Source organism: Rhodoferax sp. GW821-FHT07G04 (assembly GCF_059418585.1).
In genome coordinates, this window is sequence record NZ_JBWKQD010000002.1 from 1,283,048 (window position 1) to 1,308,800 (window position 25,753).

Below are 25,753 nucleotides of genomic sequence, written 5' to 3' on the forward strand. Positions count from 1 at the left end.
CTAAACGTTTGAAACTAATTGAAAACGTGAATCCCTTCGGAATTTCCGAAAAGCCTTCTAATGTATCAGGTTAGGGGTTTCCCTGCAAGGGGCATTTGACCCCCACGCTCCGCCGCTATGCGGGTCGCTGCCCCCCAAGGGGGCTAATTCGGCTTGGGGCGGCCCTGCGCCGAATTGACCTTCTCGCCGACGAAAGGTCGCTGTTTTGCTAGCGAATCCAGAGGCGGATGGAGTCCCAGGCACGGCCAAAAATGCCGGATTGCTCCACCGATTCCAGCGCCAGCAAGGGCACTTCGGCCACCGTTTGTTCGCCGGCCAGCACCTTGACGACGCCAACTTGCTGGCCTTTGGTGACTGGGGCGATCAGGGGGTCAGTGCGCACGACCTGGGTCTTCAGCTTGGCTCCGCTGCCCATGGGGACAGCGACTACGATGGCTTGCGAACGACCCAGTTTGACGGTAGGTTGGGCACCCTTCCAAAGGTTAGCGCTCACTACCGCTTGATCTGCTTCGAACAATTTGACCGCTTCATACGCGGTGTAACCCCAGTTCAGCAACTTTTGCGATTCGTTGGCGCGGGCGTTTTCGCTGGCCGTTCCCAGCACGATAGACAGCAGACGGCGGCTTCCGGCGGTGCCGGGTGTGCCGGCGGGCGCGCTCGGGTTGGCCAGGTTGGTGAAGTCGCGGCGGGCAGTCGCCACCATGCAGTAACCGGCGGCATCGGTGAAGCCGGTTTTCAGGCCGTCCACCGTGGGGTCGCGGAACAGCAACAGGTTGCGGTTGGTGTCATTGGCGGCCGGGGTGCCGGGGTAGCGGTATTTCTTAATGGCGTAGAAACCCACGTAATCCGGGAAATCGGCCATCAAGCGGGTTGCCAGGATGCTCAGGTCGCGCGCCGTCGTGATATGTCCAGCCTCGGTCAGGCCCTCTGGGTTCTTGTAGGTGGTGTTCTTCATGCCCAGCACGCGGGCCTGGTCGTTCATCATCTGCACGAAGTGTTCGGCCGTACCGCCCACGCCTTCTGCTAGCGCCATCGTGGCGTCGTTACCGGACTGCACGATCAGGCCCTTGAGCAGGTCTTCCACCGGCACCTGCATCTTGGGGTCGATGAACATGCGCGAGCCGGGCATCTTCCAGGCACGCTCGCTGACGGGCAGCGTCTGGCGCAAATCCAGCTTCTTGTTGCGCAGCGCGTCAAACACGAGGTAAGCCGACATCAGCTTGGTCAGCGACGCGGGCTCTACCGGCATGTCGATGTCCTTGGACGCCAGGATCTGGTTGGCCGTCACGTCCAGCAGCAGGTAGGCCCGGGCGGCTACCTCGGGCGGCTGCGGCGTCTGGGCCGCGGCAGACAGACAAAGAAAGGCCACAAGGGCGGCGAAGAGGGATTGGATGGGGCGCATGGGTATCGGTGGACGCGGCCCGAACAGGGCCGGCGGCTTGGAAAGGAAAAGCGGGATGGATTAAGAAAGGGGGCCAGGGAGCGGGCGAACCCGCAACGATGCAGCTATATAAAGAGAGATAGAAGGATGGGCAGAAGTTCTATGCAGCAGCCGGGGACAGCAAATGCCGCACCACCAGACCGCGCAACAGCGGCAATTGTCCATGAAAGAAGTGACCGCCCCCCGGAACCACGGTCACGGGCAGGGATTGCGGGCGGGCCCAGTTCATGACGTCGGCCAGGGGCACCGTGTCGTCTTGCTCGCCATGCACCACCAAGGTGCGGCCATGCAACTCAGACGCGATGGGCGCCACCGTGAAACGGCTGGCCGCAGTGCCCACCAGCACCAATTGCTGGGGCGCGCGCTCCAGGCCCAGGGCTTGCACGGCATGGCTGGTGACAAAGGAACCAAACGAAAACCCGGCCAGCGCCAGCGGTTGGTCCGAGGCACCCTCCAGGCCATGGGCGATGACGGCCAACAGGTCTTGCAACTCGCCCCGGCCCTCGTCGTACACACCCTCTGTGGCACCGACACCGCGGAAATTGAAGCGCAACGTGCGCCAACCACACTGCACCAAGGCGCGAGCCAGGGTCTGCACGACCTTGTTGTCCATGGTGCCGCCGAACAGCGGGTGCGGGTGGGCGACGACGGCCACCCCGCGGCTCACCGCGCCCTCGGCCAGGGTGGGCAGGTCTTCCAAGGCCTCAATGGCGCCAACGGGGCCCTGGATGACAAAGCGGCGTGTTTGGGAGTTCACAAGAATGCTATTGTTTTGGTAGCGTTATGCGCTTGTTTTACGGGGGCTTGCGTGCTATTTTGTATATGCCGCCTTGGTTGAAACCGCCTCAGCGCCCCAGGTGGGCCGGCGTCACCAGGCGCTCCACGACCTTGCCATTCTTCAGATGGGATTCGACGATCTCGTCGATGTCGTGCTCATCCACATACGAGTACCACACGCCCTCGGGATACACCACAGCCACCGGGCCGCCAGCACAGCGGTCCAGGCAGCCGGCCTTGTTGACACGGACTTTGCCAGCTCCAGCCAGCCCGGCAGCCTTGACCTGCTGCTTGCAGCGGTCAAACCCGGCTTGCGCATTGTGCTGGGAGCAACTGGCTTCCCCATTGGTGCGCTCGTTGAGGCAGAAGAAGATGTGGTGGGCGTAATAGGGCTTGGCGGGGGCGGTGGGTTCGGTCATAGGCTTAATTCTAGTTTTTCGGGTCGCGCCGCCAGATCAGCGACAGCACATACAGCAGCGTGGCGTAGGGCCACAGCCAGCCCAGCCACTGGGCTAGGCCATGGAAACGGATGAAGCGCCCCTGCTCCCAGTCGTGCAGCGTCTGCGCAAAATAGGCGCTCTCGGGTGCCTGGTTCAGCAGGCTCAGATAAATGCCCAGGCTCAGCAGCAGCAGGGCTGCGCTGGCTCGCCATGGCACCAGGGCGAGCATCAGGGCCATGATGCCCGCCAGCCCCATGCCGGCCTGCACCGGCAGGCTCAGCCAGGCCCAGGCGTGGGATGGCCCCCAACTCAAGGCCGCCGATAGCGCCGTCACCGCCACACCCGCAGCCACCGTCATCACCGCAAAACCGGCTCGGCGAAACCGGTTGCGGATGACGCAAAAGGCCAGCAGGCAAGGAATCAGCAAGCCTAGCGTCACACACACCATCTCGGCGCCTGGCACCAGGGGTTGCAGCTCGGTCTCGCGCACAGGCAGCCAGTCCAGAAACGGGGTATCCACCAACTGCGCGCCCAGGGCTTCTTCCACCCGCTCCAAGACCTGACCCAAGCCAAAGGGCACAGCCGGAGGAAACAGCAAGGCCAGTGGCCACAGCGCCAGCAGCACGATGCCGCCGCGCGACTCGGGGCCAAACCAGCGGTTGCGGATCAGGCTCCAGCGCTCTATGAGGCCCCACTTGACCAAGAGCACCGTGCTGCTGGCGCCCACGGCCGCGCCAAAGGTGTCCAGCAACCAGTCCTCACGCGAGGGCACGCGGGCCGGCAGGTAACTTTGCAAGGTTTCCATGCTCAAAGCCAGCAGCGACGCAGCCAGAATCGGCATCAATACGGTGTGCTTGGCGCGCCCGGTGCGCACGGCGCTCAGCGCCAGCAAGCCACCCAGCGGCGCATAGCCCAGCATGTTGATGGCGACGTCAAACCCGGTCCAGTATTTGGGCAGCGGCGCGGCCAGAAAGACCCAGGGCGCAATACCCTGGTCACGCCAATCGGCAAAAGGGTAGAGGCTGGCATACACCACCAGGCCTATGTAGACCAGGGCCAGGGGCCAGGCCGCCGATTTGTGCATGCAGGTCTGAGTCCCGCAGCCTAGAAAGGTTTCACCACGACCAGGATGACCGCCGCCAGCAGCAGCAGCACTGGCACCTCGTTGAACCAGCGGAACCACACATGGCTGCGCCGCATGGTGTTGGCCTCGAATTTCTTGAGCAGGCTGGCACAGGCATGGTGGTAGCCAATAACCAGCACGACCACGCCCAGCTTGGCGTGCATCCAGCCATTGCCCGGTCCGCGGCCTATGCCATAGCCCAGCCACATCCACGCGCCAAAGACCAGTGCGGGCACGGCCAGTATGGTGGTGAAGCGCAGCAGCTTGCGCGCCATCAGCAGCAGACGCGCGCGCTCGGCTGGCGAGTCAACCGGCACCATGGCCAGGTTCACAAAAATGCGGGGGAGATAAAAGAGACCAGCAAACCAACTGGCCACGAACACGATGTGGAGAGCTTTGATCCAGAGCATGGCGGCAGTGTAGTCGCTAGGGGTCAGCCAGGCAGCATGTTCGGCAGGTGCCCGCACAAGAGTCAGGGAGAGCGCCGCCGCTCATGTCCTCCGCAGAAGGCTACGCCTTCCGCTCCCCCTTTACTTCGCTCTGGCGCTCACCCTGCCCCTTGTGCTCGGGTGGCTTGCATTCGGAATACCGAGTGACACGATGCCGGGCGCGGGTGGGGTGCGTGTTTTGCGTAGGTAAAGGGGGAGCCCGCAGGGCGGAGGACACGGAGCAAAACACGCACCCCACCCGAGCCAGCCCCCACCAACGAGCCACGCACAGAACGCCTCAACAAAAAGCGACGGGCAAAAAAAACCCCAGCACATGGGCTGGGGTGGTAAGCCTATTAGCTGTCACACATCAAGGCCCCGCTCAGGGAGGAAAAGCGGGAGGTAGCAAGCTACCCGGGGCCAAATTTAACAAAGTTGGGCCGGCTTTGCAAGCAGCTTTACGAATAATTCACACGCCAGGTGTGGAGAAGTTCACGCCCCGCCGTCAGCCTGACACCAGTCTTACGGAAGGCCTTTCAGAATCGGGCACAATTTTCCCCATGACCGCCTTTGCCCCCTACCCCAACGGCCGCCCGCGCCGCCTGCGCCGCGATGCCTTCACCCGCAACCTGGTGCGTGAAAACACCCTCACCCCCCACGACCTGATCTACCCCGTGTTCGTGGTCGATGGCAAACAGCAGCGCGTGCCCATCGCCTCCATGCCCGGCGTGGAGCGCCTGAGCCTGGACCTGCTGTTGCCGGTGGCCGAGGAATGCGTCAAGCTCGGCATCCCGGTGATGGCCTTGTTCCCGGTCGTGGACCAGTCGCTGAAAACCTATGACGGCGGCGAAGCCCTGAACCCCACAGGTTTGATCCCCCGCGTCGTCCAGGCGCTCAAAAAAGAATTCCCCGACCTCGGCCTGATGACCGACGTGGCGCTGGACCCCTTCACCACGCACGGCCAAGACGGCATCCCCGACACCCGGCCCGAGGAAAACGGCTACATCGTCAACGAGACCACCATCGCCCAACTGGTGCAGCAGGCGCTGACCCAGGCCCGCGCCGGCACCGACATCGTTGCCCCCAGCGACATGATGGACGGCCGCATTGGCGCCATCCGCGCCGCGCTGGAGGCCGAGGGCCACATCCACACCCGCATCATGGCCTATAGCGCCAAATACGCCAGCGCCTTCTACGGCCCCTTCCGCGACGCGCTGGGCTCGGCCAGCAACCTGGGCAAAAGCAACAAAAAGAGCTACCAGATGGACCCCGGCAACAGCGACGAGGCCTTGCGCGAAGTGGCGCTGGACATTGCCGAAGGCGCCGACATGGTCATGGTCAAACCCGGCATGCCGTATCTGGACGTGGTCCGCCGCGTCAAGGACGAATTTCGCGTGCCCACCTTCGCCTACCAGGTCAGCGGCGAATACGCCATGCTCAAGGCCGCAGCGGCCAACGGCTGGCTGGACGGCGAGGCCGTGATGATGGAAAGTCTATTGGCCTTCAAGCGCGCCGGTGCCGATGGCGTGCTGACCTACTTTGCGCTGGATGCTGCCCGGTTGCTACATAAACGGTAGCGTTATAGGCATATTTCACGAGGGCTAGCGCCCAATTTTACTTAAGCACCCCAGCCCGGAACGCCTCGCCCATGCGCATCTTCCACATCCAGAACACCAGCATCACTGAGAGCCAGGACCTGGCGGCGCTGACAGCGGCGGGCCTTCCGGCCCAGGGCTTTGTGTGGGTGGCCTGCGCGCGGCGCGAGTTCGAAGTGACGCAAGGCCCCATCCAGGCCATGCTGCAGGCCCTATGCGGCCAGCAACTGGTGGACCTGCACATCTCCGACCTGATCAACAACCACCTGCCCTCGCACTACGACTACACCTCGCAGTACGACGTGCTGGTGTTCCGCCGGTTGGCCGCGGGCAACAGCTCTACCGACCTGGCCCACCCCGGCCAGCCCCTGGGCCACGAACCTGCCCGCAGTGGCCCGCCCATCCTGAAACGCATCGACACCAGCCCCGTTGGCTTTGCGGTTTTCGACCGTGTGCTGCTGACCGTGCACCCCACCGACTGCGCAGTGCGCGACGCCTATGCCAGCAAGCTGCTGCAGGCCGCCAGCAGCGAATCCCGCGCGGCCGGCGCCCGGCTGCCGACCAGCCCAGCCGACTTGATGCTGCGCGTCATCAACCAGATGGTCGACGGTTTCCTGGAACTGCGCCGCGAACTGACACACCAGTTGGACCACTGGCAGAACGATCTGCTAAACCCCCGCAACCGCTTCACCAACTGGAGCGCGCTCCTGGACGCCCGCCTGACGCTGCACTACCTGGACGAGGTGTGCGAAGACCAGCGCGCCGCCCTGCAAGATTGGATCGAGGCCGTCAAAACCTGGCCCGAGGCCGACACCCCCGCCGGCCAGCGCGAGCGCGACCTGCTGCAGGTGCGCAGCCGCGACGTGCTGGAGCACATCGAGCGTGTCGTGCACCACGTGCGCCGCCTGGAGCAAAGCGTCGAGACGGCCGTGCAGATGCACTTCAGCGTGCAAGGCAGCCGCACCAACGACATCATGCGCACCCTGACCGTGCTGACTGCCGTCTTCCTGCCGCTGAACCTCATTACGGGCTTCTTCGGCATGAATTTCGACGCCCTGCCCCTGATCCACAACCAGACCGGCGTGCTGTGGGCCATGGGGACGATGGTGGTGATTGCGGTGGTGCTGGTGGTGTTCTTTTACCGCAAGCGGTATTTGGCAAGAACGGGGCGGTAAACGGCCTGTGAATGAGCTGTGGTCGCAGAACTCAGGGCCGGCATGTCTCCCAATAGAAGGAGAAGGAAGTTTTCTGAAAGTTTGAAGTTTGGCTTACCCGAATGACCAACGCTGAAGCATCGGACGAATTGGATCGCGTCGCGGTATCTCCTGAATTACAGCCTGCACTCAGGCTGTACCGTAGACTCTACCTTTCGTACAACGACCTTGACGAGGCCAACGCGACCGTCGAAGAACTGCTGCGTGCTCGCTTGCCCATACCTCGTCAGGACCCGCCAAGCGCATTGCTTATGGCCCTCACGACCGCTCTGGTAGTGACGTACGCCAGACCATTCGTAAGTACTCGCGGCGAATCAACGTTTGCTGAGCGTTCAGTACCAGGGTCGCTTCTTAGGGTTCTTACAGCGAGGCAGCGAGCGGCTCACAACCACCTAATAAATGTGCGGAATCGGGAGGTTGCGCATTCGGATGCGGACCGGTCGGAAATCTACTTGAAGCTTTATAGGGACGGACACGGCGCAATCTTCCGCGTAGCGCGCGCGCCTTTTTTGCGCAACGAGTTGAGAGACATGCAGCGCATCATCATCAAGTTGATGAAAGAAGTAGATCGCAGATGTGACGAACTGCGCCGAGAACTTCCCTCGGATGTCTGGATGTAAGTGCAAAGCGTCGTCGGGTGATGGACGACTACTTTCTTAATAACTGCGGATTCCGGAGTAATTGAAAAAGCAGTCCATCCTCTGACACACGTCGCAGCGTTTCAATAAAACGGTGCACTCAACTTCTCCGTAGCCATCACCCTCTGACTCGCCGGCCGTTCCAGCACCCGTTGCAGATACGGCCCCAGATGCGGCAGATCCCGCGCCTTGCGGCCGTTGAAGTTGCGGGTCCAGCGGCAGAGGGTGAACACATAGGGGTCCAGCGCACTGAAGGCCTCGCCCATGAACCACGGCCCGCCGTTGCGAGCCAGCTCGGCGTCCAATTGGTCCAGCAGGCCATCGATCTTGCTTTGGGCGTGGTCCTTGATCTCCGCCACACCCGCTTCATTGCCCTCGTTGGCCCAGCGGTGGGGGTAGAAGTAGACGATCAGCGCGCTTTGCAACGTGTTGGTCAGCCACATCAGCCATTTGTAGAAGTGGGCGCGCTGCACGGTGCCTACGGCCGGTGCCAGGCCGGCCTGGGGGTGGGTGTCGCACAGGTGCAGGCAGATGGCGGCGGTCTCGTACAGCACCAGCCCCTTGTCGTCGGTCAGCGTGGGCAGCAGGCCATTGGGGTTGAGTGCGGTGTAGGCGGGCTGGCGGTGGGCGCCTATGGTGTTGTCGACCAAGACCAATTCAAAGGGTGTGCCCAGTTCTTCCAGCAACAGGTGCGGGATCATGCTGGCGGTGGCGGGGGCGTAGTGCAGTCGGATCATGGTGGTGAGGGTCGGTCGGTCAGTTGATCAGTTGGAAGGGGTGGGGATGTCAAACAGGCGCGCACCATTGTTCCACGCAATGTTGCGCGCCACGTCGGGCGGCAGGTCGCCCAGCCAGGCGCGGTAGCCCTGCATGGTGCCGTCGTACGCCTGCCAGCGCGGGTTGATCCAGGTGTCGGAGCCGATCACAAAGCGCGTGGGGTACTTGAGCAACAGCGCGCGCCATTCTGGGCACAGGCGCTCGGGGCCATTGGACTCGGCGGCACAGGTCAGGCCGGGGCGGTAGGACAGCTCACCCATCAGCAGCGGGTATTGGGCCATCAGTGCATCGACCCGCTCTATGGGCGCGCCGCCTATGCCGGTATGGGCCCAGATGAACTTGAGCTTCTGGCCCTTGGACGGCGTGTGGGCCATCAACAGGGCTATGGCCGCATCGTCCACATGGGCCAGCACGGCCAGGCCCTTGGTTTCCGCAAAGGCCATCAGCTTTTGGGCGACGGGGCCATTGGCATTGGCGCTGTCGTACAAGTGGAATTCGCCAATGCCTTTGAACGGTCCGCCAGGCGTGCCCTTTGCCAACTCGGCCTGCACCATGGTGTAGATGGTCTCGTCTTTGAACCAGGTCTCGTAGTCTGCGCGGTTGCGGTACAGGCGGATAAAGGGCACGACCGCCACACCCGCCTGGCGCGCCAGCGGGCTGCCGGCCAGCAGCACGGTGCCATCGTTGGGGCGGGAGTTGGCGACGATGGCGCGCACGCCATTGCGCTGCATGCGCGCCAGCACGTCGGCTGGCGGGTGGGGGCCGGCGTGGCCGTCCCAGGCTTCCACGTTGTAGTGCAGGTGGGCGTCCAGCAGCGGGCCGGTGTAGTCCGTCGCCTGGGCCGTCGTCCATACACCCGCTATCAAAAACAGAGTAGCATAAGCCCATTTGACGAGGGCTAGAGCCCGATTTTTCAAATAATTTGGGTGTGCGACCATAAACCACCCCAATTTAGGTATTTTGACGTCAACCCAGATGCTCGGCAAAGAAAGCCTGCGTGCGCTGGTGGGCCAGGTCTGCAGCGGCGGGGTTGTAGGCGCCGCGCTGGTCGCAGTTGAAGCCGTGCTGGGCGGCGTAGATGTGGACCTGCACACCATCGGCCGCATGGGCCTGCTGGAAGGCCAGCGCCCCGTCCAGCGGGATGGAGTGGTCGTTGTCGCCAAAGTGGACCATCACCGGGCAACGGGGTTGGCGCGCCGCTTCGGGCTCCTTGGTCATGCCGCCGCCATAGTAGGGCACAGCGGCGGCGATGCCGTCCAGCGCGCAGGCGGCGCGCCAGGTCAGGAGTCCGCCCCAGCAGTAGCCGACCACACCCACCTTGCCAAACTGCGCGCCATAGGCCACAGCGGCGGCCACATCCTGCAGCACGCCGGGTGGCGGCAGGGCCTCGGCGGTGGCCTTGAGCGCCACGCCGGCCGACACGTCATCGGGCGTGTAGCCCAACTGCACATCGGCCTGCAGACGGTGGAAGGTGGCGGGCGCGATGGCCACATAGCCTTGCGCGGCATAGCCGTCGGCCACGCTGCGGATATGGGCGTTGACGCCAAAGATCTCCTGCAGCACGACAACAGCGCCCTTGGGCTTGCCGGCGGGTCGCGCCACATAGGCGGGCAGGTGGAAGCCGTCGGTGGCGGTCAGTTGCACGGTGGATGTCATAGCGCTCCAGTACTCATCAAACAGTAGCAGCGATTATGGTGTTTCGCGGATAAACTGCTTGCAACCCCGGGCTCTGCGGCCCATCCAACCAAGCGAAGCTTTGACTCTATGCATCGGTGGTCACGCTCTCATGTGCGCACATGGCTGGTGAGCCTGGGCCTGGCTGCGCTTGGTGCGACGGCGGCCCACGCTGGCTGCTCGCGGGTGATCCAGGTACCGGTGGCGCCCATTGGCCAAAGCGTGCTGATCGAGGGCGACACCATCAGCGGCATCTACCCCGAGCTGCTGCGCGGCCTGTCCGACAAAGAGGGCTGCACCTTTGCCTTCAGCCACGTGCCCCGCGCCCGGCTGGAGGTGCTGTATGAAACCGGCCGCGCCGACCTGCTGATACCCGCCAGCAAGACCCCCAAGCGCGACGCGTTGGGCACCTTTGTAGCCCTGGTTCACGCCCGGGCCGTGCTGATGTCGATCCAACCCAACCGACCCACCATCAAAACGCTGCGCGAGCTGCAAGACAACTCCAAGCTCAAGGTGGCACTGGTGCGCGGCTTTGACTACGGCCCGGCCTACCAGGAGCTGGCCGCGTCACTGACCAAACAAGGCCGTGTCATCCTGGAGGTGGATGCCCTGTCCGTAGCCCGCTTACTGAAGGCAGGCACCGCCGACCTGACCATCATGGCCTCCACGATACTGGCCGGCGCCGCGCAAGGCGACGAGCGGGTGCGCGACCTGCTGGACAAGCTGCGCGTAGAGCCGGTGGACGAACTGCCCTGGGGCGATAGCGGCGTCTATATCTCCAACGCCGCCCTCAACCCGCAAGACCGGGCCGCTTTGCAGGATGCCCTGGAGCGCGCCGCCCGCTCGGGCGAGGTGTGGAAGGGTTTCCAGCGCTATTACAGCCCGGCCATCCTCAAGGGCAGCATACGCCCGCTGTAGTGCACAGCGCCCCAGCCCACGATGAACATTTCAACAAGAAAGACTCAGGAGACCGTGAATGGGTAATTTGCATACCGGGCGACGCCCGCTCATCTGCGCCGCCATGGCCCTCAGCCTGGTAGTGCCTTCGGCCTTCGCCCAAACCGCACAGCCCGACGCCACCGTATGGGGTGCCGCCACGCAACAAAAGCAGCCGCTGCTCGATACGCTGAAGGACTTTGTGTCCATCGAAACCGGCAGCCGCGATCTGGAAGGCATAGACAAGGCAACGGCCCTGCTGGCCACCCGGCTCAAGGCCCTGGGCGGCCAGGTGGAGTTTGTGGAGCCCAACGAGGGCAGCACCTACCGCATGTTTGACACGCCTGACAAGATCGGCCGCATGGTGAAGGCCAGCTTCAAGGGCAAGGGCAGCAAGCGCATTTTGCTGATTGCCCATATGGACACCGTCTACACCAAGGGCATGCTGGAGAAGCAGGCCTTCCATGTCGACGGCAACCGCGCCTACGGCCTGGGTATTTCCGATGACAAGCAAGGCGTTGCCATGGTCATCCATACGGTGGCCCTGCTCCAGCAGCTCAACTTCAACGACTACGGCACGCTGACCGTGCTGGTCAACAGCGACGAGGAAATCAGCTCACCCGGCTCGCGCGCCACGCTGACGCAGGCGGGCGCCGAGCACGACGTGGTGATGTCGTTCGAAGCATCCCGCAGCGATAGCGACAAGCTGGCGCTGGCCACCAGTGGCATTGCGGCGGTTGACCTGAAGGTGGAGGGCCGCGCCTCCCACGCGGGCGGGGCGCCCGAGCGCGGCATCAATGCGCTGTACGAGCTGGCCTTCCAGATTCTGCAGATGAAGGATTTGTCCAACCCCGCCACCGGCACCAAGCTCAACTGGACCGTGGCGCAGGCCGGCACCAACCGCAACGTGATACCGGCCCATGCAACGGCTGCTGCCGATGTGCGCGTGGTGCGTGTGGCTGACTACGACGGCATTGAAGCGGCCGTGCGGTCTCGCGTGACCAAGCAGCTGCTGCCCGACGCGAAAGTGACCGTCAACTTTGAACGCCGCCGCCCCCCGCTGGAGGCCACCGATGCGAGCCGCAAACTGGCCCAGCACGCACGGTCTGTCTATGCCGAGCTGGGACGCACGTTGGTGGTGGACGACCAGCCCGAAGGCGGTGGCACCGATGCCGCCTTCGCCGCCCTGCAGACCAAGGCCCCGGTCATCGAGCGCTTCGGACTCATGGGCTTTGGTGCCCACTCCGCCAGCAACGAATATGTGCTGGTGGACTCCATTGAGCCCCGCCTCTACCTCGCCGCGCGTCTGATCATGGACGTGGCACGGGGCAAGGGCCTGTAAGGCGTATTGGCCATGCAACCCATAGCCCTGATCACCGGCGGCTCGCGCGGCATAGGCGCGGCCACGGCGCTATTGGCCGCGCAGCAAGGCTATGCCGTGGCGGTCAACTACAGCAGCAACTCACTGGCCGCCGATGAGGTGGTGCGCCAGATCCGTGCCGGTGGCGGCACCGCCATCACGGTGCAGGCCGACGTCGCGGTCGAGTCCCAGGTGCTGGCCATGTTCGACAAGGTGGACGCCAAGCTGGGGCCACTGTCCTGCCTGGTCAACAACGCTGGTGTGGTGGACGTGACCAGCCGCGTGGATGGTATGGATGTGGCACGGCTGCAGCGCATGTTTGCCACCAATGTGATCGGCGCCTTTGTCTGCGCACGCGAGGCCGTCAAACGCATGAGCACGCGTTACGGCGGCACGGGCGGCAGCATCGTCAACGTGTCCAGCGCGGCGGCGCGCCTGGGTGGCTCCGGCCAGTATGTGGACTATGCCGCCAGCAAGGGCGCCATCGACACCTTCACGCTGGGCTTGGCCAAGGAAGTGGCGCAAGAGGGCATACGGGTCAACGCCGTGCGCCCCGGCATCATAGAAACCGACATCCACGCCAGCGGTGGCCAGCCCGACCGGGCACGGCAACTGGCACCTCAGGTGCCCATGCAGCGCCCCGGCAGCGCGCAAGAGGTAGCCCAGGCCATCGTATGGCTGATGGGCGATGCGTCCAGCTACAGCACCGGCGCGCTGCTCGACGTCAGCGGCGGGCGCTGAGACAACACCGATCAACAACAATTACGACAGGAGCGCAGGCCCATGGATTTCAAACCCCTCATCACCCTGCTGGCCATTGTGAACCCGCTGGCCATCGTGCCGTTCTTCATCCACTACACGCAGGGCTTTTCGCGCGAGCAGCGGCGGCGCACCATCTCCATCTCGTCGTTCAGCGCCTTTGTGGTGATTGCCACCAGCGCGCTGATCGGTCTGGACATTCTGAATTTCTTTGGCATCTCGCTGGCCAGCTTCCAGGTGGGTGGTGGCATGCTGCTGCTGACCTCGGCACTGAACATGCTCAACGCCCAACCCGCCGAGGCCAAGACCAATACCCATGAAATGGAAGATGGTGCCGAGAAGGCCGCCCGCGGTGCCAGCATCGCCGTGGTGCCGCTGACCATTCCGCTCTTGACCGGCCCGGCCAGCATGTCCACCGTGGTGATCTATGCCGAAAAGGCCAAGACCATCCTGCAACTGGGTACGCTGGTGGGCTATGGCGTGGTCATTGCACTGGCTACCGCACTGTGCTTTGCGCTGGCCCAACCCATTGCACGGGTGCTGGGCAAGACCGGCATCAACGTCATGACCCGGTTGATGGGGCTGATTCTGGCGGCGCTGGCGGTGGAGGTGATGTCGGACGGGCTGGTGAAGTTGTTCCCCGCGCTGGGGCATTGAACTCCCCTACCGAAAGGCGTAGCCTCTGAGGCTGCGATCGCTGCTACCGCCGGTACTTATCGACTCCAGCACCACCACACCTTGCTCCTCCGACAGGCGGATCTGGTGCACCAGGCCCACTGCGGCGAGTGGGATTTGCGCCAGTTCTTTGCGGGCGGTGATGTCATAGATGCGGACCATGCCCCGACCATCGTCCACCACGCCGATGGATGCGCCTAATGCCAGAACCTTGCCTGCTTCAACCAGTCCTGCAACAGAAGGCTTGGGCGCAATATCCAGCCCAGCCCAGAACACGGTCTCCAGGCTCTTGCGGTCCGCACTGCATCGGTAGGCCCTGAAGCTGTCGAAATAGCTGCGCTCGAAACGCATGATCCCCTGCCCTGCACTCGGCTGCGACGCGCAGCTTGCAGTGCTCACCGTATCCGCCACACCACTGCCATCCCAGACGCCCATCTCGTAGCTGTCCGCCTGCGTGCCCGCTTCCTTGGTGCGCTGTTTGCCCGCCACCTCATACGTGCTGATCAGCGTGTCAATGACCTCGCCGCGCGCATTCTTGCCCGGCGTGGTTTCGGGCTTGGTCCGCCAGACGATGGAGAAGCTGCGCGTGGCCTGCCCGGCATCGTCGGACCACGTCACGTCATGGACATACCAGCCTTTTTTTGTGTCGAGGATTTGCCGCTGGCTGCCCGAGGACAACAGGCTCTCAAAGGTCTGGAAGCTGGCGGTATCGCCCCGGTAGTTGATGAAGCCGCCCGCCTCGGGCATCGGCGTGCTGCACACATGGCGCTTGCGCGGCGTGGGCAAGGTCTTGAGCGTGCGGCCTGTGCGCCAATCCAGCTGCGCCATGTCGGCATGCTGGTCCAGCCACAGCGTCTGGTCCGGCATCGTGAACGACACACCATGCGCCCCCAGGCTGTTGCACGCCAAGGGCGGGGCGGACGACGGGCTTTGCGTGCCTGCCAAGGCAGGCACCGGGCGGGTCCACAAAGGCGCTAACCGGCGCGCTGTACCCTCCACACTTCTGGCTAAAGGCGTTTCGTTTTCAATCTTGCAAGGTGCAGTGGCAAATGCAGCGCTGTCGGTTTTGGGCAAACCCAGCACAGCCGGCGGCACGGCGATCTGCACGACCTCCCCGCCCGTCTGAGGGGCCATGGGCAGCGGCGTGATGCCCAGAATGGCGCTGCCATCGGGCGTCACCACCAGGCCGTGCAGGGCCTGCACCAGGGGGATGGTCTCCATCACCTTGCCCGAGCGCATGTCCAAAATCGTCAGCTCTTCCACATAGCGGCGCCCACTGCGGCCCGCGCCTGCCAGGGCCACGCTATCCAGTTTTTTGATGCCAGCAATCCAACGGCCCCAGGGGTCCACGGCGTAGGCCGCCCACTGCCACGGTGTCAGGGCCAGGCGCGCGGTGGGCTTGGCCTGGCAGGTGTGTAGGTTGGTTTGGAGCACATCCAGCAAGGGCTGTTCTTCGCTGGTGTTGGGTGTCTTTTCCCGGGCCTGGAAGTAGCGGTCGGATTGCACATAACTCAGGGCACCGGTTTGCACGGCATAGTGGAACAACAGCATCTCCGGCACGAACTGGGTCCGCCGTGCGCCGCCTGCCAGGTTGAACAAGCTCTTGCGTTGCAAATCCCAGATGGAGAACAGCATGTCGCTAGGGCTGTCACTGCTCTCATAGCCTGCACCCAGCGTGGCCGTGGCCAAAAAGAGCTTGGTATTGTTGTCGGTGAACTGTATGGCCAGGGTGCGGCGGCGGCCGATGTCATCTGCACTGGAGGGCAGGGTCGCCATCACGGTTTGCGACTCCAGGTCATACACGTGCGTTGCATTTGCCACCAACTGCCCGTCAGCGGACATCGCGACCACACTGCGTTGCCCCTGGGGCTTGCAATCATGCTCGGTTGGCAGTTTGACGTTCAGAATCCGCACCTTTTCGCCCACACCCACCGGCGCATTGGATATCCAAACCAATTGGGGTGTGGGATAGGGCGGGTTGCCAAAGTCCACCAGACCCACGCATTCGATGCTGGACGTGAACGCGATTTTTTGCGCCGTGCGCGATGCGGCGATTTGCAGCGCAGCCATCGGCAGCACCAATTGCTGCTCCTGCTTCTTGTCCAGCAGGTTGACGCGGTGCAAGACGTTGTTGGCATCCACATGCACCCGCCACTGCCCATTGGACGACAAGGCCAGCGGCGCCGCGCGGCTTTCAAAAACGGCCAATGCAGATTCGTCGCTGGTCTCGCCGCGCGCGTGCGCCAAGCCCCAGACGCCGAACAGGGCTATGGCCCCCACGAGGACGCGAAATGCATGGGTCTTCATCGGCGCGAGACTCCGAAAGTGCCTGTTGGGAAGCCTATTACCGGGTCGCGGTGGTTTCTGCGCCCGCCCTCTCTACCTGCTGCACCCACTGCTCGATCTCGGCAATCACTGCATCGGAGGCATCGGTCAGCGCCCGCACGCCACCGGCTGCGTCGGCGCTGGTGGCGGAGCGTTGCACGATGAAGCTGCGTTGGGCCAGCAGACGCTCTGCCCCTTGGCCGCCTTGGCCCAGCGTGGCGCGCACGCGCACCAGGCCGCTGCTGCGCTCGGGGGTCTCGAACAGGTGGCTGAACTCATCCAGCTCCAGGTGCAGGATCATCGCGGGCTTGCCGACGATGACGCCGGTCGCCGCATTGAGCACCGAGCGGCGCAGGCCCAGTTGCTCACGCAAGCGCTGGCGCAACAGCTGCGTGGGGGCCATGCTCCAGCGCGCTTGGGCATAGGGGCGCAGTTGCTGGGCGTCGCTATAAGCCAGGCGGTACAGCACGGCGGAGTTGTCCATGGCGGCCGGGGCCTCCACCTCGGCCAGCACCAGCGTGGGCAAGGGTGCTATGCGCGTGCTGGGTGCAGCGGCCACCGGGCCGGGGCCAAAGTCGTACACCGTGGCACGGGCTTGGGGCTTGAGCTGCGCACAGGCGCTCAGCGCCAAGGCCACCAAGCCAAACAGCACGTTAGCCCTCGTGCAATATGCGTATACAGCTACCGATTTCATAGCATTGATCCAATCATGGGCAAAATCTGCGGGTGAACATCAACGTGCGGCAGGCGCCACAAAGCCGGGCTCGCCCGGCCCCGGCACGGCCGCACCATTGCCCAGCAGCAGCGACTGGGGGTTGTCGTTGAGGGACTCTACGGTACGGCCGATGTGGCGCACGGTGCGGGATGCGTCATCCACCGTGCGGTTCAGGCGCGGCACCAGCGTGGTGTTCAGCGACTGGCCGGTGGCCAACAACGCGTCGCTGCCCTGGGCGATGTTGTCCAGCGTGCCGCCAGGCTGGCTCATGCGGGAGGACATCACCTTGAACGCGTCGGCCGAGCTGCGCACGGCATCGGCGCTGCGGCCCAGCCGGTCGGAAGTTTCACGCAGGTTTTTTAGCGTGGTGGAGGCCTCTTGCGACAACGCGGGCAGGTTGGCCTGGTCGGCACGCACGGCCAGCTTGCTGATACTGGCGGCGGCCTGGCCCAGGTTGTCCACGGCGTCCATCAGCTTCTTCTGGTTGGTGGGTGCCAGCAGTTGGTTGCTGCGCTGCACGGCCTCGTCCAGCTTGGTGAGCAGGCCGGCACCCTGGTCGGTCAGGCGCGACATCAGGCCGGGGCGCATGGGGATGCGGGCGAGCTTGCCGTCGTCGGTGCTGACCAGGGGCTCTTTGGATTCGCCGGCATCGTCCAACTGGATGAAGGCCAGACCGGTGACGCCCTGGAAGCCCAGGCTGGCAAAGGTGGAGTGGGTGATGGGCGCCGTATTGTCCACCGCGATGCGGATGCGCACATTGCCGCTGGTCTCCGGGTCCAGCGTGATGGCCTGCACCCGGCCCACTGTGACGCCTTTGTAGCGCACGCCGGCCTGGCGCTGCAGGCCGGTCACGCCCTCGCGGCTGGAGATTTCGAACAGGCGGTTCTCGCCGGTGTCGCGCGTCAGCCAGGCGGCCAGCGCCACCAAGAGCGCGGCCACCACCAGTACAAACGCGCCGGCGCCTAGGGCGTGGGATTTGTTTTCCATAGTACGGTTCTCTTTCTACACGCTCTTTTTACACATCTTGGGGGTGCAGGCGCAACAGCTCCATGGCACGCAGACCCCGCCCACCCAGGAAGAAGTCGCGCACAAAGGGGTGGTCGAAGGCAATGACCTCCCGCGGCGGCGCGTCCACGATCACATGCTTCTCGGCCACCACGGCCACCCGGGTGCTGATTTCGTAAATGGTGTCCAGATCGTGCGTGACCATGACCACGGTCAGGCCCAACTCCTGGTGCAGCGAGCGCACCAGCGCGCAGAAGGCGTCCGAGCGGTCCGGGTCCAGGCCGGCCGTGGGCTCGTCCAGCAGCAGCAGCGGCGGGTCCATGATCAAGGCGCGGGCCAGGGCCACGCGCTTGATCATGCCGCCGGACAAGTCGGCCGGCATCTTGTGTGCATGGGCCGGGTCCAGCCCCACCATCTGCAGCTTGACCATGACCGCGTCACGCACCAGGTCTTCGGGCAGGGCCTTGAGTTCGCGCAGCGGAAAGGCAATGTTCTCCAACACGGTAAAGGCCGAGTACAGCGCGCCGTGCTGGAACAGCATGCCCACGCGGCTGGCGGCGCCGCTGTGCGTCAACTCGGCGGCCGGGCGGCCCAGTACCGAGATGCTGCCACGCAGCGGCGTCTCCAGCCCCAGGATCTGGCGCAGCAGAACGGTCTTGCCGCTGCCCGAGCCACCGACGATGGACAGCAGTTCGCCCTGGGCAATCTTCAGGTTCAGGTCTTTGTGGATCAGCGTGTCGACACCCGCGGTGCGAAAGCCCGACCACAAGCCCTGAATCTCCACTATGGGTTTGGGGGGCGACAAGGGCAGTATCAGGTCTGGGGTCGTACGACCTGCCGTAGGGCCGCCCCAAGGCAGGTCAGCCCCCTCGGGGGGCAGCGACCCGTGTAACGGTGGAGCGTGGGGGTTCAAGGTCATATGCCTACGCTCTTGAAGACCACGGCAAACAAGGCGTCTACCAGGATCACCATGGTGATAGAAGTGACGACCGAAGCGGTGGTGCCCTCCCCCAGGCTTTGGGTATTGGGCTTGATGCGCAAGCCGTAGTGGCAACCGATCAACGCAATCATCAGGCCAAAGACGGCCGACTTGCCGATGGCCAGCCACAGGTTGGCCACTTGCACCACGCGGGCCAGCGCGCTGACGAAGTAGGCCGGGGTCAGCCCCATCGTCAGATCCGAGGCCAGCATGCCCCCCAAGAGCGCGGCCAGCGTGGTCCACACCGCCAAGAGTGGCATGGCCACCACCATGGCCATGGCACGGGGCAGCACCAATCTGAAACCTTTGGGAATGCCCATGACCTTCATCGCATCCAGCTCTTCGGTGACCCGCATCACGCCGATCTGCGCGGTGATGGCCGAGCCCGAGCGACCGGCGATCAGGATGGCCGCCAGCACCGGCCCCAGCTCGCGGATCAGTGCGACGCCCAGGATGTTGACGATGAAAGCATCGGCCCCGAACTGGCGCAACTGCTGCGACATCAGATAAGCCAGCACCACGCCAATCAAGAAACCCACCAAGGCGGTAATCGGCAACGCGGTGGCGCCGATGCGGTAAAGGTGGCCCGACACATCGCGCCAGGGGCCGGCACGCGGCGCACGCACCAACTGCATGGCATCCAACAGCAACTGGCCCAACAGGCGCACGGCACCCACCACGTGCTCTTGGACCCGCACGACAACGGCGCCCAGGCGCAAGAAGTTGTCCCAGGCCGTGTTGGGCCGGCGTGGCGGCAGCACCGACGAAAACTTGGCCACCCGCTCCAGCATGGCGCGCTGGGCCGAGTGGGTTTGCAGATGGTCCGGCCACTGGCGGTACCAGGCGTTCCACAGCAGTTGCGCGCCGGTGTGGTCCAGGCGCTGGAGTTGGCGCAGATCCCACTGCCAGGCGCGCCAATCGTGGGGCAGGCTACCCAGAGCAGCGTGCAGTGCGTCCCAGTGCTCGGGCTCAGCCAGGTGCTCCGCCGTCCACAGCCCCAACAAGCGCGCATGCAACCCGTCGGGGGCCTGCTCGAATGCGATGCGGGGCTGGGTGTCCGGCATGGTGTGGGGGTTGGGCTGGTGGGTGTATTGGGGGAGCTGTAGCGGGCGGCCCCCGCATAGTACAGGCTGGCGCGCCCCTAGGCGATGAGAGAATGCCCTAGCACCGCACAACGATCTGGAGACCCCCTATGAGCACCACCGCGCAGCCTTACACATCCACGCCCGAACTGTCCGCCGAGCTACGCGGCCCCGTGCTGTGGCTGACCATCACCCGCGAAGAGCGCCGCAACGCCATGAGCCACGGCGTGCTGGCCGCGATGGCCAAAGCCATCACGGCCGCGCAGACCGACCGCAGCGTACGCGCCATCGTCATCACCGGTGCGGGTACAAAAGCCTTTTGCGCCGGCGCCGACCTGCAGTCCGCCAACGCCTTCACCACCGACTACTCCGAACCCCACGGCCACCTGGCCCAGGTGCTGCGCGTGGCCAAGGCAAGCACCGTGCCGCTGATTGCCCGCGTGAACGGCGCCTGCATGGCCGGTGGCATGGGCCTGATGAGCATGTGCGACATGGCCGTTGCCGCCAGCCACGCCGTGTTTGGCCTGCCCGAGGTCAAAGTGGGCGTGTTCCCGGCCCAGGTGCTGAGTGTGCTGCAACATTTGATCCCCCGGCGCAAGCTGGCCGAAATGTGCCTGACCGGTGAACCCATCACGGCCGCCCAGGCTCTCGAGTACGACTTGGTCAACTATGTCGATGACGATGTGGACGCCAAACTGCAGTGGCTGCTGGACCGCCTCTTAGACAAGTCCCCCGCCGCCATCCGCCGCGGCCTGTACACGATGAAGAAGGTGGAGGCCATGGCCTTTGAAGAAAGCATGTCCTTCACCGAAAGCCAGATCGCACTGTTCACACTGACCGAGGACGCCAAGGAAGGGCAAAAGGCGTTTCAGGAGAAGCGCAAGCCGCAGTGGGTGGGACATTGATTCTCCCGGATTGCTATCTAATTTATAGCCACTTCCTTAATATTGACGAGGGCTAACTGCCTGGTTCTTGCAGGCATTTCTCCACCTCACCACCTAACATCCAGTAGCGGACGGGGTCACTTCAGAAGCTGTGTCATACCCGGTGCAACCCGGGATGGTGCGACGGTTTGCACCTCCGCTTCAACGACACCATGGATCACAAAAGGATCCTGCTGTACCCGGGCCAACAGCGCCTCCTTGTCCGCACTGACCGCAAGAATGGCTCCACCTTGCGCGTTGTCGAGTGACCCGGCCACCAGGAAGACGCCATCGTCAATGCCCTGCTGTATCCACTGTCCGTGTCCGGCCATCCATTGCCCGGCCTGTGCGCGATTCCGTCCGAATTTGAGAAAAATGATGTGCATGCTTGGTTCCTGACTGCATTATGGGGATGGGTTCAATCTAAGCCGACTTGGCTGGCTTCCTGGTATGTTTGTCTTCAAGTGATCGCAACCACTCTGCTATCTGCTTCACCTCGTGGCGGATGAAGGCCTCGTCATGGAAAGCGTTGGCCAAAGCCGCAACACCTTGGCTGCGGGCGAGAAGGTGCATGGCCTGCGTATCGGCATCGCGTTTGTGGCCTAGCGCTTCGAATTGCTCGCGCAGCCACAGGCGGAATTGCCCGAAGATCATCCCGGCATCCCCCTGTGCGGGATGTTCCAGTTTGGCCAACTCGGCGCACAAGGTTCCGACCGGGCATCCGTAGCGCTGGATGTCCTTGCGGTTCTGGATCAGCATTTCGGCAAAGCATTGCAAACGGCCCAGAGGCGTCTTCCCTAGACTGGACCACGAATCAAGCATGGCCTGGGTTTTCGCTGCTCGCAGGGCAATGACGCCAGACAGAATCTCGTCTTTCGTCTTGAAGTGGTAGTAGAAGTTGCCCCGCGAGATCTTCACCTCGTCCGCGATGTCTGCAAACGAAGTTTTCTCGAACCCGCGGTGGTAAAACAAGGTATCTGCGACCTGGATGATCAGTTCGCGCGTAGTGGGTTCTGCGGATGGTGTCTTCATGGCTGAGTGCATTTAGCTGGGTACAAATGCGGGATAGTCGGTATAACCGCGCTCCGCTCCCGCATAGTAATTTTCGTGGTCGGGCGCGTTCAAGGGCCAATCGTGCGCGAGCCTGGCGACCAGGTCCGGATTGGCAAGAAATGGGGCTCCGAAGGCCACTAAGTCGGCATTACCGCCGCGAACAGCGGCCTGTGCGCGTGCCTTGTCATAGCCATTGTTGGCGATATAGACACCACCGAAACGCCGCCGCAACTCTTTGTAATCCAAAGTGGTCGCTCGGGACATCATGTCACCTTCCAGTACATGGAGATAGGTTACGCCTGAGCGTGCCAGTTCTGCGACAAAGTATCCAAAGTGGGTTGAAGGGTCACTGTCCGACATGTCATTGAAGCGGTTTTCCGGGCTGAGGCGAACGCCGATCCGTTGGTCTGGCCATACCTGAGCCACGGCTTCGATCACGTCCATCAGAAACGCCAGGCGCCGTGCGGGTGTTCCACCATAAATGTCCGTTCGATGGTTGCTTCCGTCGCGCAAGAACTGGTCAATCAAATAGCCGTTCGCTCCATGCACTTCGACGCCATCAAATCCCGCCAGCCTCGCCTGCAAGGCGGCGGCTTTGAATTGCTCGACAACTTGGGAAATTTCGTGCGTCGCCAGGGCCCTCGGCGTCACAAAGTCCTGCATACCTGCAGGGGTCACTGCCATCCCGCGTGGCCGTATGGCAGAGGGGGCGATGGGTAACGCACCTTCGGGCTGCAGACTGGGATGGGATATCCGACCACAGTGCTGCAATTGGGCGAAGATGCGGCCACCCTGTGCATGCACAGCCTCCGTGACACGACGCCAGCCCGCGATTTGAGGATCACTGTACAGTCCAGGCGTGCAGGGATATCCCACGGCTTGCCGGGAAATCGGCACCGACTCAGACACGATGAGCCCAGCATCGGCACGCTGCCCATAGTAGGTCGCCATGATGTCTGTCGGAATGCCTTGCGGATCCGCGCGATTGCGCGTCATTGGCGCCATGACGAGGCGATTGCCCAGCGTCAGATCGCCCAAGGGAAAAGGTGTGAAGAGGTCGTTCATTACGGTTTTCGTTCAATTAGGTCGTTTGTCCTACGCAGATATTAGGACAAATGACCTAGAACTGTCAACAGAGCATCGCGAAACTCCCGTTCCGGGGCGACTTTCGGGATGCGAGCGTATTGATGGCGGAGCGAGTCGTTCTCCAGCACCATGCAGGTGGTCCGGGTGTCCGCTGCAGAGCCTCATTCGCGGTTGACACAGAGGCCACGCTATTCATGCAGTAGCGACCGCGACCGCAGACAGCCGCCCGCGAGCAAGCCCGGAAGCGGATACCCGGACCACCTGCCTTCGCCAACCATGTAGGAACGTCCTAGGACTACTTCGGCAACGTCTTCCAATACCGCACCAGCGTCCGCAAAGCCTCGGGCTTGTTGACGGGCTCCCCCTGCCCCGCCTGATTTTTGCTGTTGAGCCCGTGGCAGGATGCGCAGACTCGGACTTCGCCGGGTTGGAAGGTGATCCAGTTGCGCTCGCGCACCACGGCCTTGCCATTGGTGTCGGTCAGTTGCCAGGTCATGGCCCGGCGTGCAGGCACGAAGGCGGCGCTGGAGCCATCGGCAGCCAGTTTCACGCTACCGGCGGGACCGCCGGGGTTGCTGGGGTTTTGGGCCTTGGGCTCGTGCAGGGTCTGGGCCAATACGCGCCGGCCGGCGCGTGGCGATGCGGTGCCGCCGTAGCCGCGAATCTGGTCGGCCTGGTACATCTGCAGATGGGCCACGTCATACACCTTGCCGCCATCGCCCACGGTCTTGACACCGCCAGGCACCTGCAGGTTGAAGGGTTGCTGGCGCTCGCCGCGGTCGCGGCTGGTGTTGTTGCGGGTGACGATCAGGGCCAGGTCATTGGCCACCAGCCAGGCCCGCAATTGGGACTCGGCCACGCCCTCCTCTTGCAACACGACGCTCTCCGGGCTTTCCAAAGCATCGGCCGCGCGCACGGGCTTGGCGCGGGCAACCACCTCGACCGGGTCCATCTCCCACAGCTCGCCGTCGAAGTCGACGCGGGTATCGGGGTCCCAGTACCAGATCGCCTTGCGGGTGCCGGGGGTGATGGCTTGGTCGGCGGTGAAGGTGTCACCAGAGGCCACCAGCGACTTGACGCGGAACTGGTAGCGGTAACGTGGTGCAGCGGTGGTGCCGTCGTTCTGGTCCAGGCGCGTCTCGCTGGTGTGCACGGCTAGCAAGCTGCCATCGGTCATCGGCAAGGGGTTGCGGTACATGCCGGTATGGCCTGCCGCCGGTGTCTTTCCATCCTCCGTATACCCAGCGGTCGCGGTGTTGGTGACTGGTGTGACGACCATGACCTCGCCATTCAGCGAGGGGTTGCCGGTCAGGCGCACGATCTGGTTGGCGCTGTTGGTGCCGAACTCGCGGGCATGGGTGCCGTAGAAGACGCCGGCGCGTTTGGGGTCTTCACGCAGGTGGAAGACACCGCCATCATTGCGCAGGTAGGTGCGGTTGGCAAAGACACTCTCGCGGCTGTAGTAGCTCAGGCTGGGGTCGTTCTTGAAGCTGGGCGGGATGTAGGTGCCAGCGATCTCGTGGCGGCCCACGTGGTTCAAGGTCTCTTCGCCGCTACCGTCCTCGCGGACCTGCCAGGGCATGAAGATATTGAAGGTGTGGCCATTGACCTGGTTGGCGACGTTTTGCGCGTCGGTGTCCGACCGGGGCTCAGGGAAGGCCTCGGCCTGCAGCGGCAGGCGCTGTGCGGATGCCGCTTCGCTAGCGTAGAGGAAGGAACCATAGCTGCCGCCGGCGCGGTCGGCATCAGCCTGCTGGTCCTGCTGCAGGTGGTCCCAGCGCGTGAAGACCACGCGGCCAAAGCTGTCGATGGAGGGGCTGAACGCGCCGCTGACGGCGTGGTTGAGCAACCGCAAGTCACCCGACTGGGGCATCAGGCTCCAGATGCCCGTGACCGTGGCCGCGCTTTCGTACTCGTCGAGCTGCGGGTACAGATGGGCCTCGCCGCTGCGGGGTCGGTCCGATGTGAACAGGATGCGTTCATCGGTGCCGTAGAAGGGCGAGACATTGTTGAACGCCGTGGGCTGCCCCGCCACCTTGGTGATGGTGACCGCCTGCCCCTTGGCCAGACCGCTGACTTCGTACATCTGCCATACAAAGTCCTTGACCTCGTAGCGGGTGCCGGGGGAACCCACCACCATGCTGAACACGGCCTTGGTGCCGCTCCAGTGCACGGAGGGCTCGCGCACGGCGATGGCACCCGCGCCCTGGAAGCCCGCGCTACCGTAGCCAGCCTCCTGGGTCAGGTTGCGCACACTGCCGTCCGGGTAGCGGATCATCAGGTCGCCGCCGCGCGGGGCCGACTGCACGCTCGCCAGGTGGTTGCCGAAGGTGGAGGTGCGGCTGGTAAAGCCCGACACCGGCACCTGGGTGACGTACAGCACCGGGTTCACGATGCCGCTGGCGGAGGCCGGGGCTCCGACCGCATCCGCCCCCAGCACGGTGTAGGCATTGATGGTGACGCGTACATTGGTGTAGGTGTTGCCCTCGAACACCACCGACCCCAATGTTAGTTGTTTGCTGGCGGGATCAAACGCGTTGGCCTTGGCCGTGCCGCCATCGACGCCCAGCAGCGTGTACGACTGCACGGTGACGGCGACATTCTTGAAGCTGCCCAGCCCCTGCACCGCCACTTGGTCCATGGCCAGGTAACTGGACGCTGCATTGAACGAATCCACCGCGTGAGCGCCCAAGGGGGCGGTCACCGCCAGCACGGCGGCACTGATGGTTTTCAACACAAATCTGCTCT

General features: G+C 63.7%; 24 protein-coding genes. 7 read left to right on the forward strand and 17 right to left on the reverse strand.

The window, feature by feature from the left end:
- Window positions 1-208: 208 nt before the first annotated feature.
- From AC07OO_RS15165 to AC07OO_RS15185, 5 genes are all read right to left on the reverse strand, one after another.
- Window positions 209-1,402 carry a D-alanyl-D-alanine carboxypeptidase family protein gene (locus AC07OO_RS15165; protein ID WP_495082916.1) on the reverse strand — a complete coding sequence of 398 codons (1,194 nt, stop codon included), beginning with the start codon at window positions 1,400-1,402 and terminating at the stop codon, window positions 209-211.
- A 139-nt stretch (window positions 1,403-1,541) separates the two neighbouring features.
- Window positions 1,542-2,198, reverse strand: coding sequence for an alpha/beta hydrolase (locus AC07OO_RS15170; protein WP_495082917.1), 657 nt, complete (start codon window positions 2,196-2,198; stop codon window positions 1,542-1,544).
- A gap of 88 nt (window positions 2,199-2,286) precedes the next feature.
- Window positions 2,287-2,637, reverse strand: a complete 351-nt coding sequence (locus tag AC07OO_RS15175; protein WP_495082918.1) for a (2Fe-2S) ferredoxin domain-containing protein — start codon at window positions 2,635-2,637, stop codon at window positions 2,287-2,289.
- A 10-nt stretch (window positions 2,638-2,647) separates the two neighbouring features.
- The gene (locus AC07OO_RS15180) at window positions 2,648-3,742 is read right to left on the reverse strand and encodes a VanZ family protein (protein WP_495082919.1); all 1,095 of its coding nucleotides are present in this window, start codon (window positions 3,740-3,742) and stop codon (window positions 2,648-2,650) included.
- 20 nt (window positions 3,743-3,762) lie between these two features.
- The gene (locus AC07OO_RS15185) at window positions 3,763-4,191 is read right to left on the reverse strand and encodes a CopD family protein (RefSeq protein ID WP_495082920.1); all 429 of its coding nucleotides are present in this window, start codon (window positions 4,189-4,191) and stop codon (window positions 3,763-3,765) included.
- 578 nt (window positions 4,192-4,769) lie between these two features.
- On the opposite strand from AC07OO_RS15185, the gene hemB reads away from it, so the two are divergent.
- Both hemB and AC07OO_RS15195 read left to right on the forward strand, forming a co-directional pair.
- Entirely contained in the window at window positions 4,770-5,786 is a 1,017-nt protein-coding gene (hemB, locus tag AC07OO_RS15190; protein ID WP_495082921.1) for a porphobilinogen synthase, read from the forward strand.
- A gap of 71 nt (window positions 5,787-5,857) precedes the next feature.
- Window positions 5,858-6,979: a magnesium transporter CorA family protein gene (locus AC07OO_RS15195; protein ID WP_495082922.1), complete on the forward strand. Its 1,122-nt coding sequence runs from the start codon at window positions 5,858-5,860 to the stop codon at window positions 6,977-6,979.
- Window positions 6,980-7,739: 760 nt separating this feature from the next.
- Here the strand turns inward: AC07OO_RS15195 and AC07OO_RS15200 are convergent.
- The 3 genes from AC07OO_RS15200 to AC07OO_RS15210 form a co-directional block, all read right to left on the reverse strand.
- Window positions 7,740-8,393 (reverse strand): glutathione S-transferase family protein, encoded by a 654-nt coding sequence (locus AC07OO_RS15200; RefSeq protein WP_495082923.1) that lies wholly within the window; start codon window positions 8,391-8,393, stop codon window positions 7,740-7,742.
- A gap of 27 nt (window positions 8,394-8,420) precedes the next feature.
- Entirely contained in the window at window positions 8,421-9,305 is an 885-nt protein-coding gene (locus AC07OO_RS15205; RefSeq protein ID WP_495083363.1) for an amidohydrolase family protein, read from the reverse strand.
- Between the two features lie 94 nt (window positions 9,306-9,399).
- Window positions 9,400-10,089 carry a dienelactone hydrolase family protein gene (locus AC07OO_RS15210; RefSeq protein WP_495082924.1) on the reverse strand — a complete coding sequence of 230 codons (690 nt, stop codon included), beginning with the start codon at window positions 10,087-10,089 and terminating at the stop codon, window positions 9,400-9,402.
- Between the two features lie 132 nt (window positions 10,090-10,221).
- On the opposite strand from AC07OO_RS15210, the gene AC07OO_RS15215 reads away from it, so the two are divergent.
- The 4 genes from AC07OO_RS15215 to AC07OO_RS15230 are packed head-to-tail and all read left to right on the forward strand — an operon-like array spanning window position 10,222 to window position 13,819.
- Complete coding sequence (locus tag AC07OO_RS15215) at window positions 10,222-11,025, forward strand: substrate-binding periplasmic protein (protein ID WP_495082925.1); 804 nt, start codon at window positions 10,222-10,224, stop codon at window positions 11,023-11,025.
- 58 nt (window positions 11,026-11,083) lie between these two features.
- A complete protein-coding gene (locus AC07OO_RS15220; RefSeq protein WP_495082926.1) occupies window positions 11,084-12,385 on the forward strand; it encodes a M20/M25/M40 family metallo-hydrolase in 1,302 nt (433 codons plus the stop codon).
- A 12-nt stretch (window positions 12,386-12,397) separates the two neighbouring features.
- Window positions 12,398-13,144, forward strand: coding sequence for an SDR family oxidoreductase (locus AC07OO_RS15225; RefSeq protein WP_495082927.1), 747 nt, complete (start codon window positions 12,398-12,400; stop codon window positions 13,142-13,144).
- Window positions 13,145-13,186: 42 nt separating this feature from the next.
- Window positions 13,187-13,819 (forward strand): MarC family protein, encoded by a 633-nt coding sequence (locus tag AC07OO_RS15230; RefSeq protein WP_495082928.1) that lies wholly within the window; start codon window positions 13,187-13,189, stop codon window positions 13,817-13,819.
- Window positions 13,820-13,825: 6 nt separating this feature from the next.
- Here AC07OO_RS15230 and AC07OO_RS15235 read toward each other — a convergent pair whose 3' ends face one another.
- Genes AC07OO_RS15235 through AC07OO_RS15255 form a run of 5 tightly spaced genes read right to left on the reverse strand, consistent with a single transcriptional unit; the run spans window position 13,826 to window position 19,925 of the window.
- Window positions 13,826-16,144, reverse strand: a complete 2,319-nt coding sequence (locus tag AC07OO_RS15235; RefSeq protein WP_495082929.1) for a hypothetical protein — start codon at window positions 16,142-16,144, stop codon at window positions 13,826-13,828.
- Window positions 16,145-16,181: 37 nt separating this feature from the next.
- The gene (locus tag AC07OO_RS15240; protein WP_495082930.1) at window positions 16,182-16,856 is read right to left on the reverse strand and encodes an ABC-type transport auxiliary lipoprotein family protein; all 675 of its coding nucleotides are present in this window, start codon (window positions 16,854-16,856) and stop codon (window positions 16,182-16,184) included.
- A gap of 39 nt (window positions 16,857-16,895) precedes the next feature.
- Window positions 16,896-17,864: an MlaD family protein gene (locus AC07OO_RS15245; RefSeq protein ID WP_495082931.1), complete on the reverse strand. Its 969-nt coding sequence runs from the start codon at window positions 17,862-17,864 to the stop codon at window positions 16,896-16,898.
- A 28-nt stretch (window positions 17,865-17,892) separates the two neighbouring features.
- On the reverse strand, window positions 17,893-18,801 hold the full coding sequence (locus AC07OO_RS15250) for an ABC transporter ATP-binding protein (protein ID WP_495082932.1): 909 nt from the start codon (window positions 18,799-18,801) through the stop codon (window positions 17,893-17,895).
- On the reverse strand, window positions 18,798-19,925 hold the full coding sequence (locus tag AC07OO_RS15255; protein WP_495082933.1) for an MlaE family ABC transporter permease: 1,128 nt from the start codon (window positions 19,923-19,925) through the stop codon (window positions 18,798-18,800). The genes AC07OO_RS15250 and AC07OO_RS15255 overlap by 4 nt, the downstream gene beginning before the upstream one ends.
- Window positions 19,926-20,053: 128 nt before the next feature.
- Between AC07OO_RS15255 and AC07OO_RS15260 the strand changes: the two genes are divergently transcribed.
- Window positions 20,054-20,848 (forward strand): enoyl-CoA hydratase/isomerase family protein, encoded by a 795-nt coding sequence (locus tag AC07OO_RS15260; protein ID WP_495082934.1) that lies wholly within the window; start codon window positions 20,054-20,056, stop codon window positions 20,846-20,848.
- Between the two features lie 116 nt (window positions 20,849-20,964).
- Here the strand turns inward: AC07OO_RS15260 and AC07OO_RS15265 are convergent, their stop codons facing one another.
- The 4 genes from AC07OO_RS15265 to AC07OO_RS15280 all read right to left on the reverse strand — a co-directional run bounded on the left by AC07OO_RS15265 (window position 20,965) and on the right by AC07OO_RS15280 (window position 25,739).
- On the reverse strand, window positions 20,965-21,252 hold the full coding sequence (locus tag AC07OO_RS15265; protein WP_495082935.1) for a YciI family protein: 288 nt from the start codon (window positions 21,250-21,252) through the stop codon (window positions 20,965-20,967).
- A gap of 37 nt (window positions 21,253-21,289) precedes the next feature.
- Complete coding sequence (locus AC07OO_RS15270) at window positions 21,290-21,898, reverse strand: TetR/AcrR family transcriptional regulator (protein ID WP_495082936.1); 609 nt, start codon at window positions 21,896-21,898, stop codon at window positions 21,290-21,292.
- 12 nt (window positions 21,899-21,910) lie between these two features.
- On the reverse strand, window positions 21,911-22,984 hold the full coding sequence (locus tag AC07OO_RS15275; protein ID WP_495082937.1) for an alkene reductase: 1,074 nt from the start codon (window positions 22,982-22,984) through the stop codon (window positions 21,911-21,913).
- A gap of 316 nt (window positions 22,985-23,300) precedes the next feature.
- Window positions 23,301-25,739, reverse strand: coding sequence for an HzsA-related protein (locus AC07OO_RS15280; protein WP_495082938.1), 2,439 nt, complete (start codon window positions 25,737-25,739; stop codon window positions 23,301-23,303).
- Window positions 25,740-25,753 lie beyond the last annotated feature (14 nt).

What these genes read in the sequence shown, in the direction of transcription:
- AC07OO_RS15225 (WP_495082927.1), top strand. Translation starts at nt 12,398, where the DNA reads ATGCAACCCATAGCCCTGATCACCGGCGGCTCGCGCGGCATAGGCGCG.
- AC07OO_RS15265 (WP_495082935.1), bottom strand. Translation starts at nt 21,252, where the DNA reads ATGCACATCATTTTTCTCAAATTCGGACGGAATCGCGCACAGGCCGGG.
- AC07OO_RS15185 (WP_495082920.1), bottom strand. Translation starts at nt 4,191, where the DNA reads ATGCTCTGGATCAAAGCTCTCCACATCGTGTTCGTGGCCAGTTGGTTT.
- AC07OO_RS15270 (WP_495082936.1), bottom strand. Translation starts at nt 21,898, where the DNA reads ATGAAGACACCATCCGCAGAACCCACTACGCGCGAACTGATCATCCAG.
- AC07OO_RS15255 (WP_495082933.1), bottom strand. Translation starts at nt 19,925, where the DNA reads ATGCCGGACACCCAGCCCCGCATCGCATTCGAGCAGGCCCCCGACGGG.
- AC07OO_RS15210 (WP_495082924.1), bottom strand. Translation starts at nt 10,089, where the DNA reads ATGACATCCACCGTGCAACTGACCGCCACCGACGGCTTCCACCTGCCC.
- AC07OO_RS15195 (WP_495082922.1), top strand. Translation starts at nt 5,858, where the DNA reads ATGCGCATCTTCCACATCCAGAACACCAGCATCACTGAGAGCCAGGAC.
- hemB (WP_495082921.1), top strand. Translation starts at nt 4,770, where the DNA reads ATGACCGCCTTTGCCCCCTACCCCAACGGCCGCCCGCGCCGCCTGCGC.
- AC07OO_RS15200 (WP_495082923.1), bottom strand. Translation starts at nt 8,393, where the DNA reads ATGATCCGACTGCACTACGCCCCCGCCACCGCCAGCATGATCCCGCAC.
- AC07OO_RS15240 (WP_495082930.1), bottom strand. Translation starts at nt 16,856, where the DNA reads ATGAAATCGGTAGCTGTATACGCATATTGCACGAGGGCTAACGTGCTG.
- AC07OO_RS15260 (WP_495082934.1), top strand. Translation starts at nt 20,054, where the DNA reads ATGAGCACCACCGCGCAGCCTTACACATCCACGCCCGAACTGTCCGCC.
- AC07OO_RS15165 (WP_495082916.1), bottom strand. Translation starts at nt 1,402, where the DNA reads ATGCGCCCCATCCAATCCCTCTTCGCCGCCCTTGTGGCCTTTCTTTGT.
- AC07OO_RS15175 (WP_495082918.1), bottom strand. Translation starts at nt 2,637, where the DNA reads ATGACCGAACCCACCGCCCCCGCCAAGCCCTATTACGCCCACCACATC.
- AC07OO_RS15245 (WP_495082931.1), bottom strand. Translation starts at nt 17,864, where the DNA reads ATGGAAAACAAATCCCACGCCCTAGGCGCCGGCGCGTTTGTACTGGTG.
- AC07OO_RS15230 (WP_495082928.1), top strand. Translation starts at nt 13,187, where the DNA reads ATGGATTTCAAACCCCTCATCACCCTGCTGGCCATTGTGAACCCGCTG.
- AC07OO_RS15180 (WP_495082919.1), bottom strand. Translation starts at nt 3,742, where the DNA reads ATGCACAAATCGGCGGCCTGGCCCCTGGCCCTGGTCTACATAGGCCTG.
- AC07OO_RS15250 (WP_495082932.1), bottom strand. Translation starts at nt 18,801, where the DNA reads ATGACCTTGAACCCCCACGCTCCACCGTTACACGGGTCGCTGCCCCCC.
- AC07OO_RS15235 (WP_495082929.1), bottom strand. Translation starts at nt 16,144, where the DNA reads ATGAAGACCCATGCATTTCGCGTCCTCGTGGGGGCCATAGCCCTGTTC.
- AC07OO_RS15220 (WP_495082926.1), top strand. Translation starts at nt 11,084, where the DNA reads ATGGGTAATTTGCATACCGGGCGACGCCCGCTCATCTGCGCCGCCATG.
- AC07OO_RS15275 (WP_495082937.1), bottom strand. Translation starts at nt 22,984, where the DNA reads ATGAACGACCTCTTCACACCTTTTCCCTTGGGCGATCTGACGCTGGGC.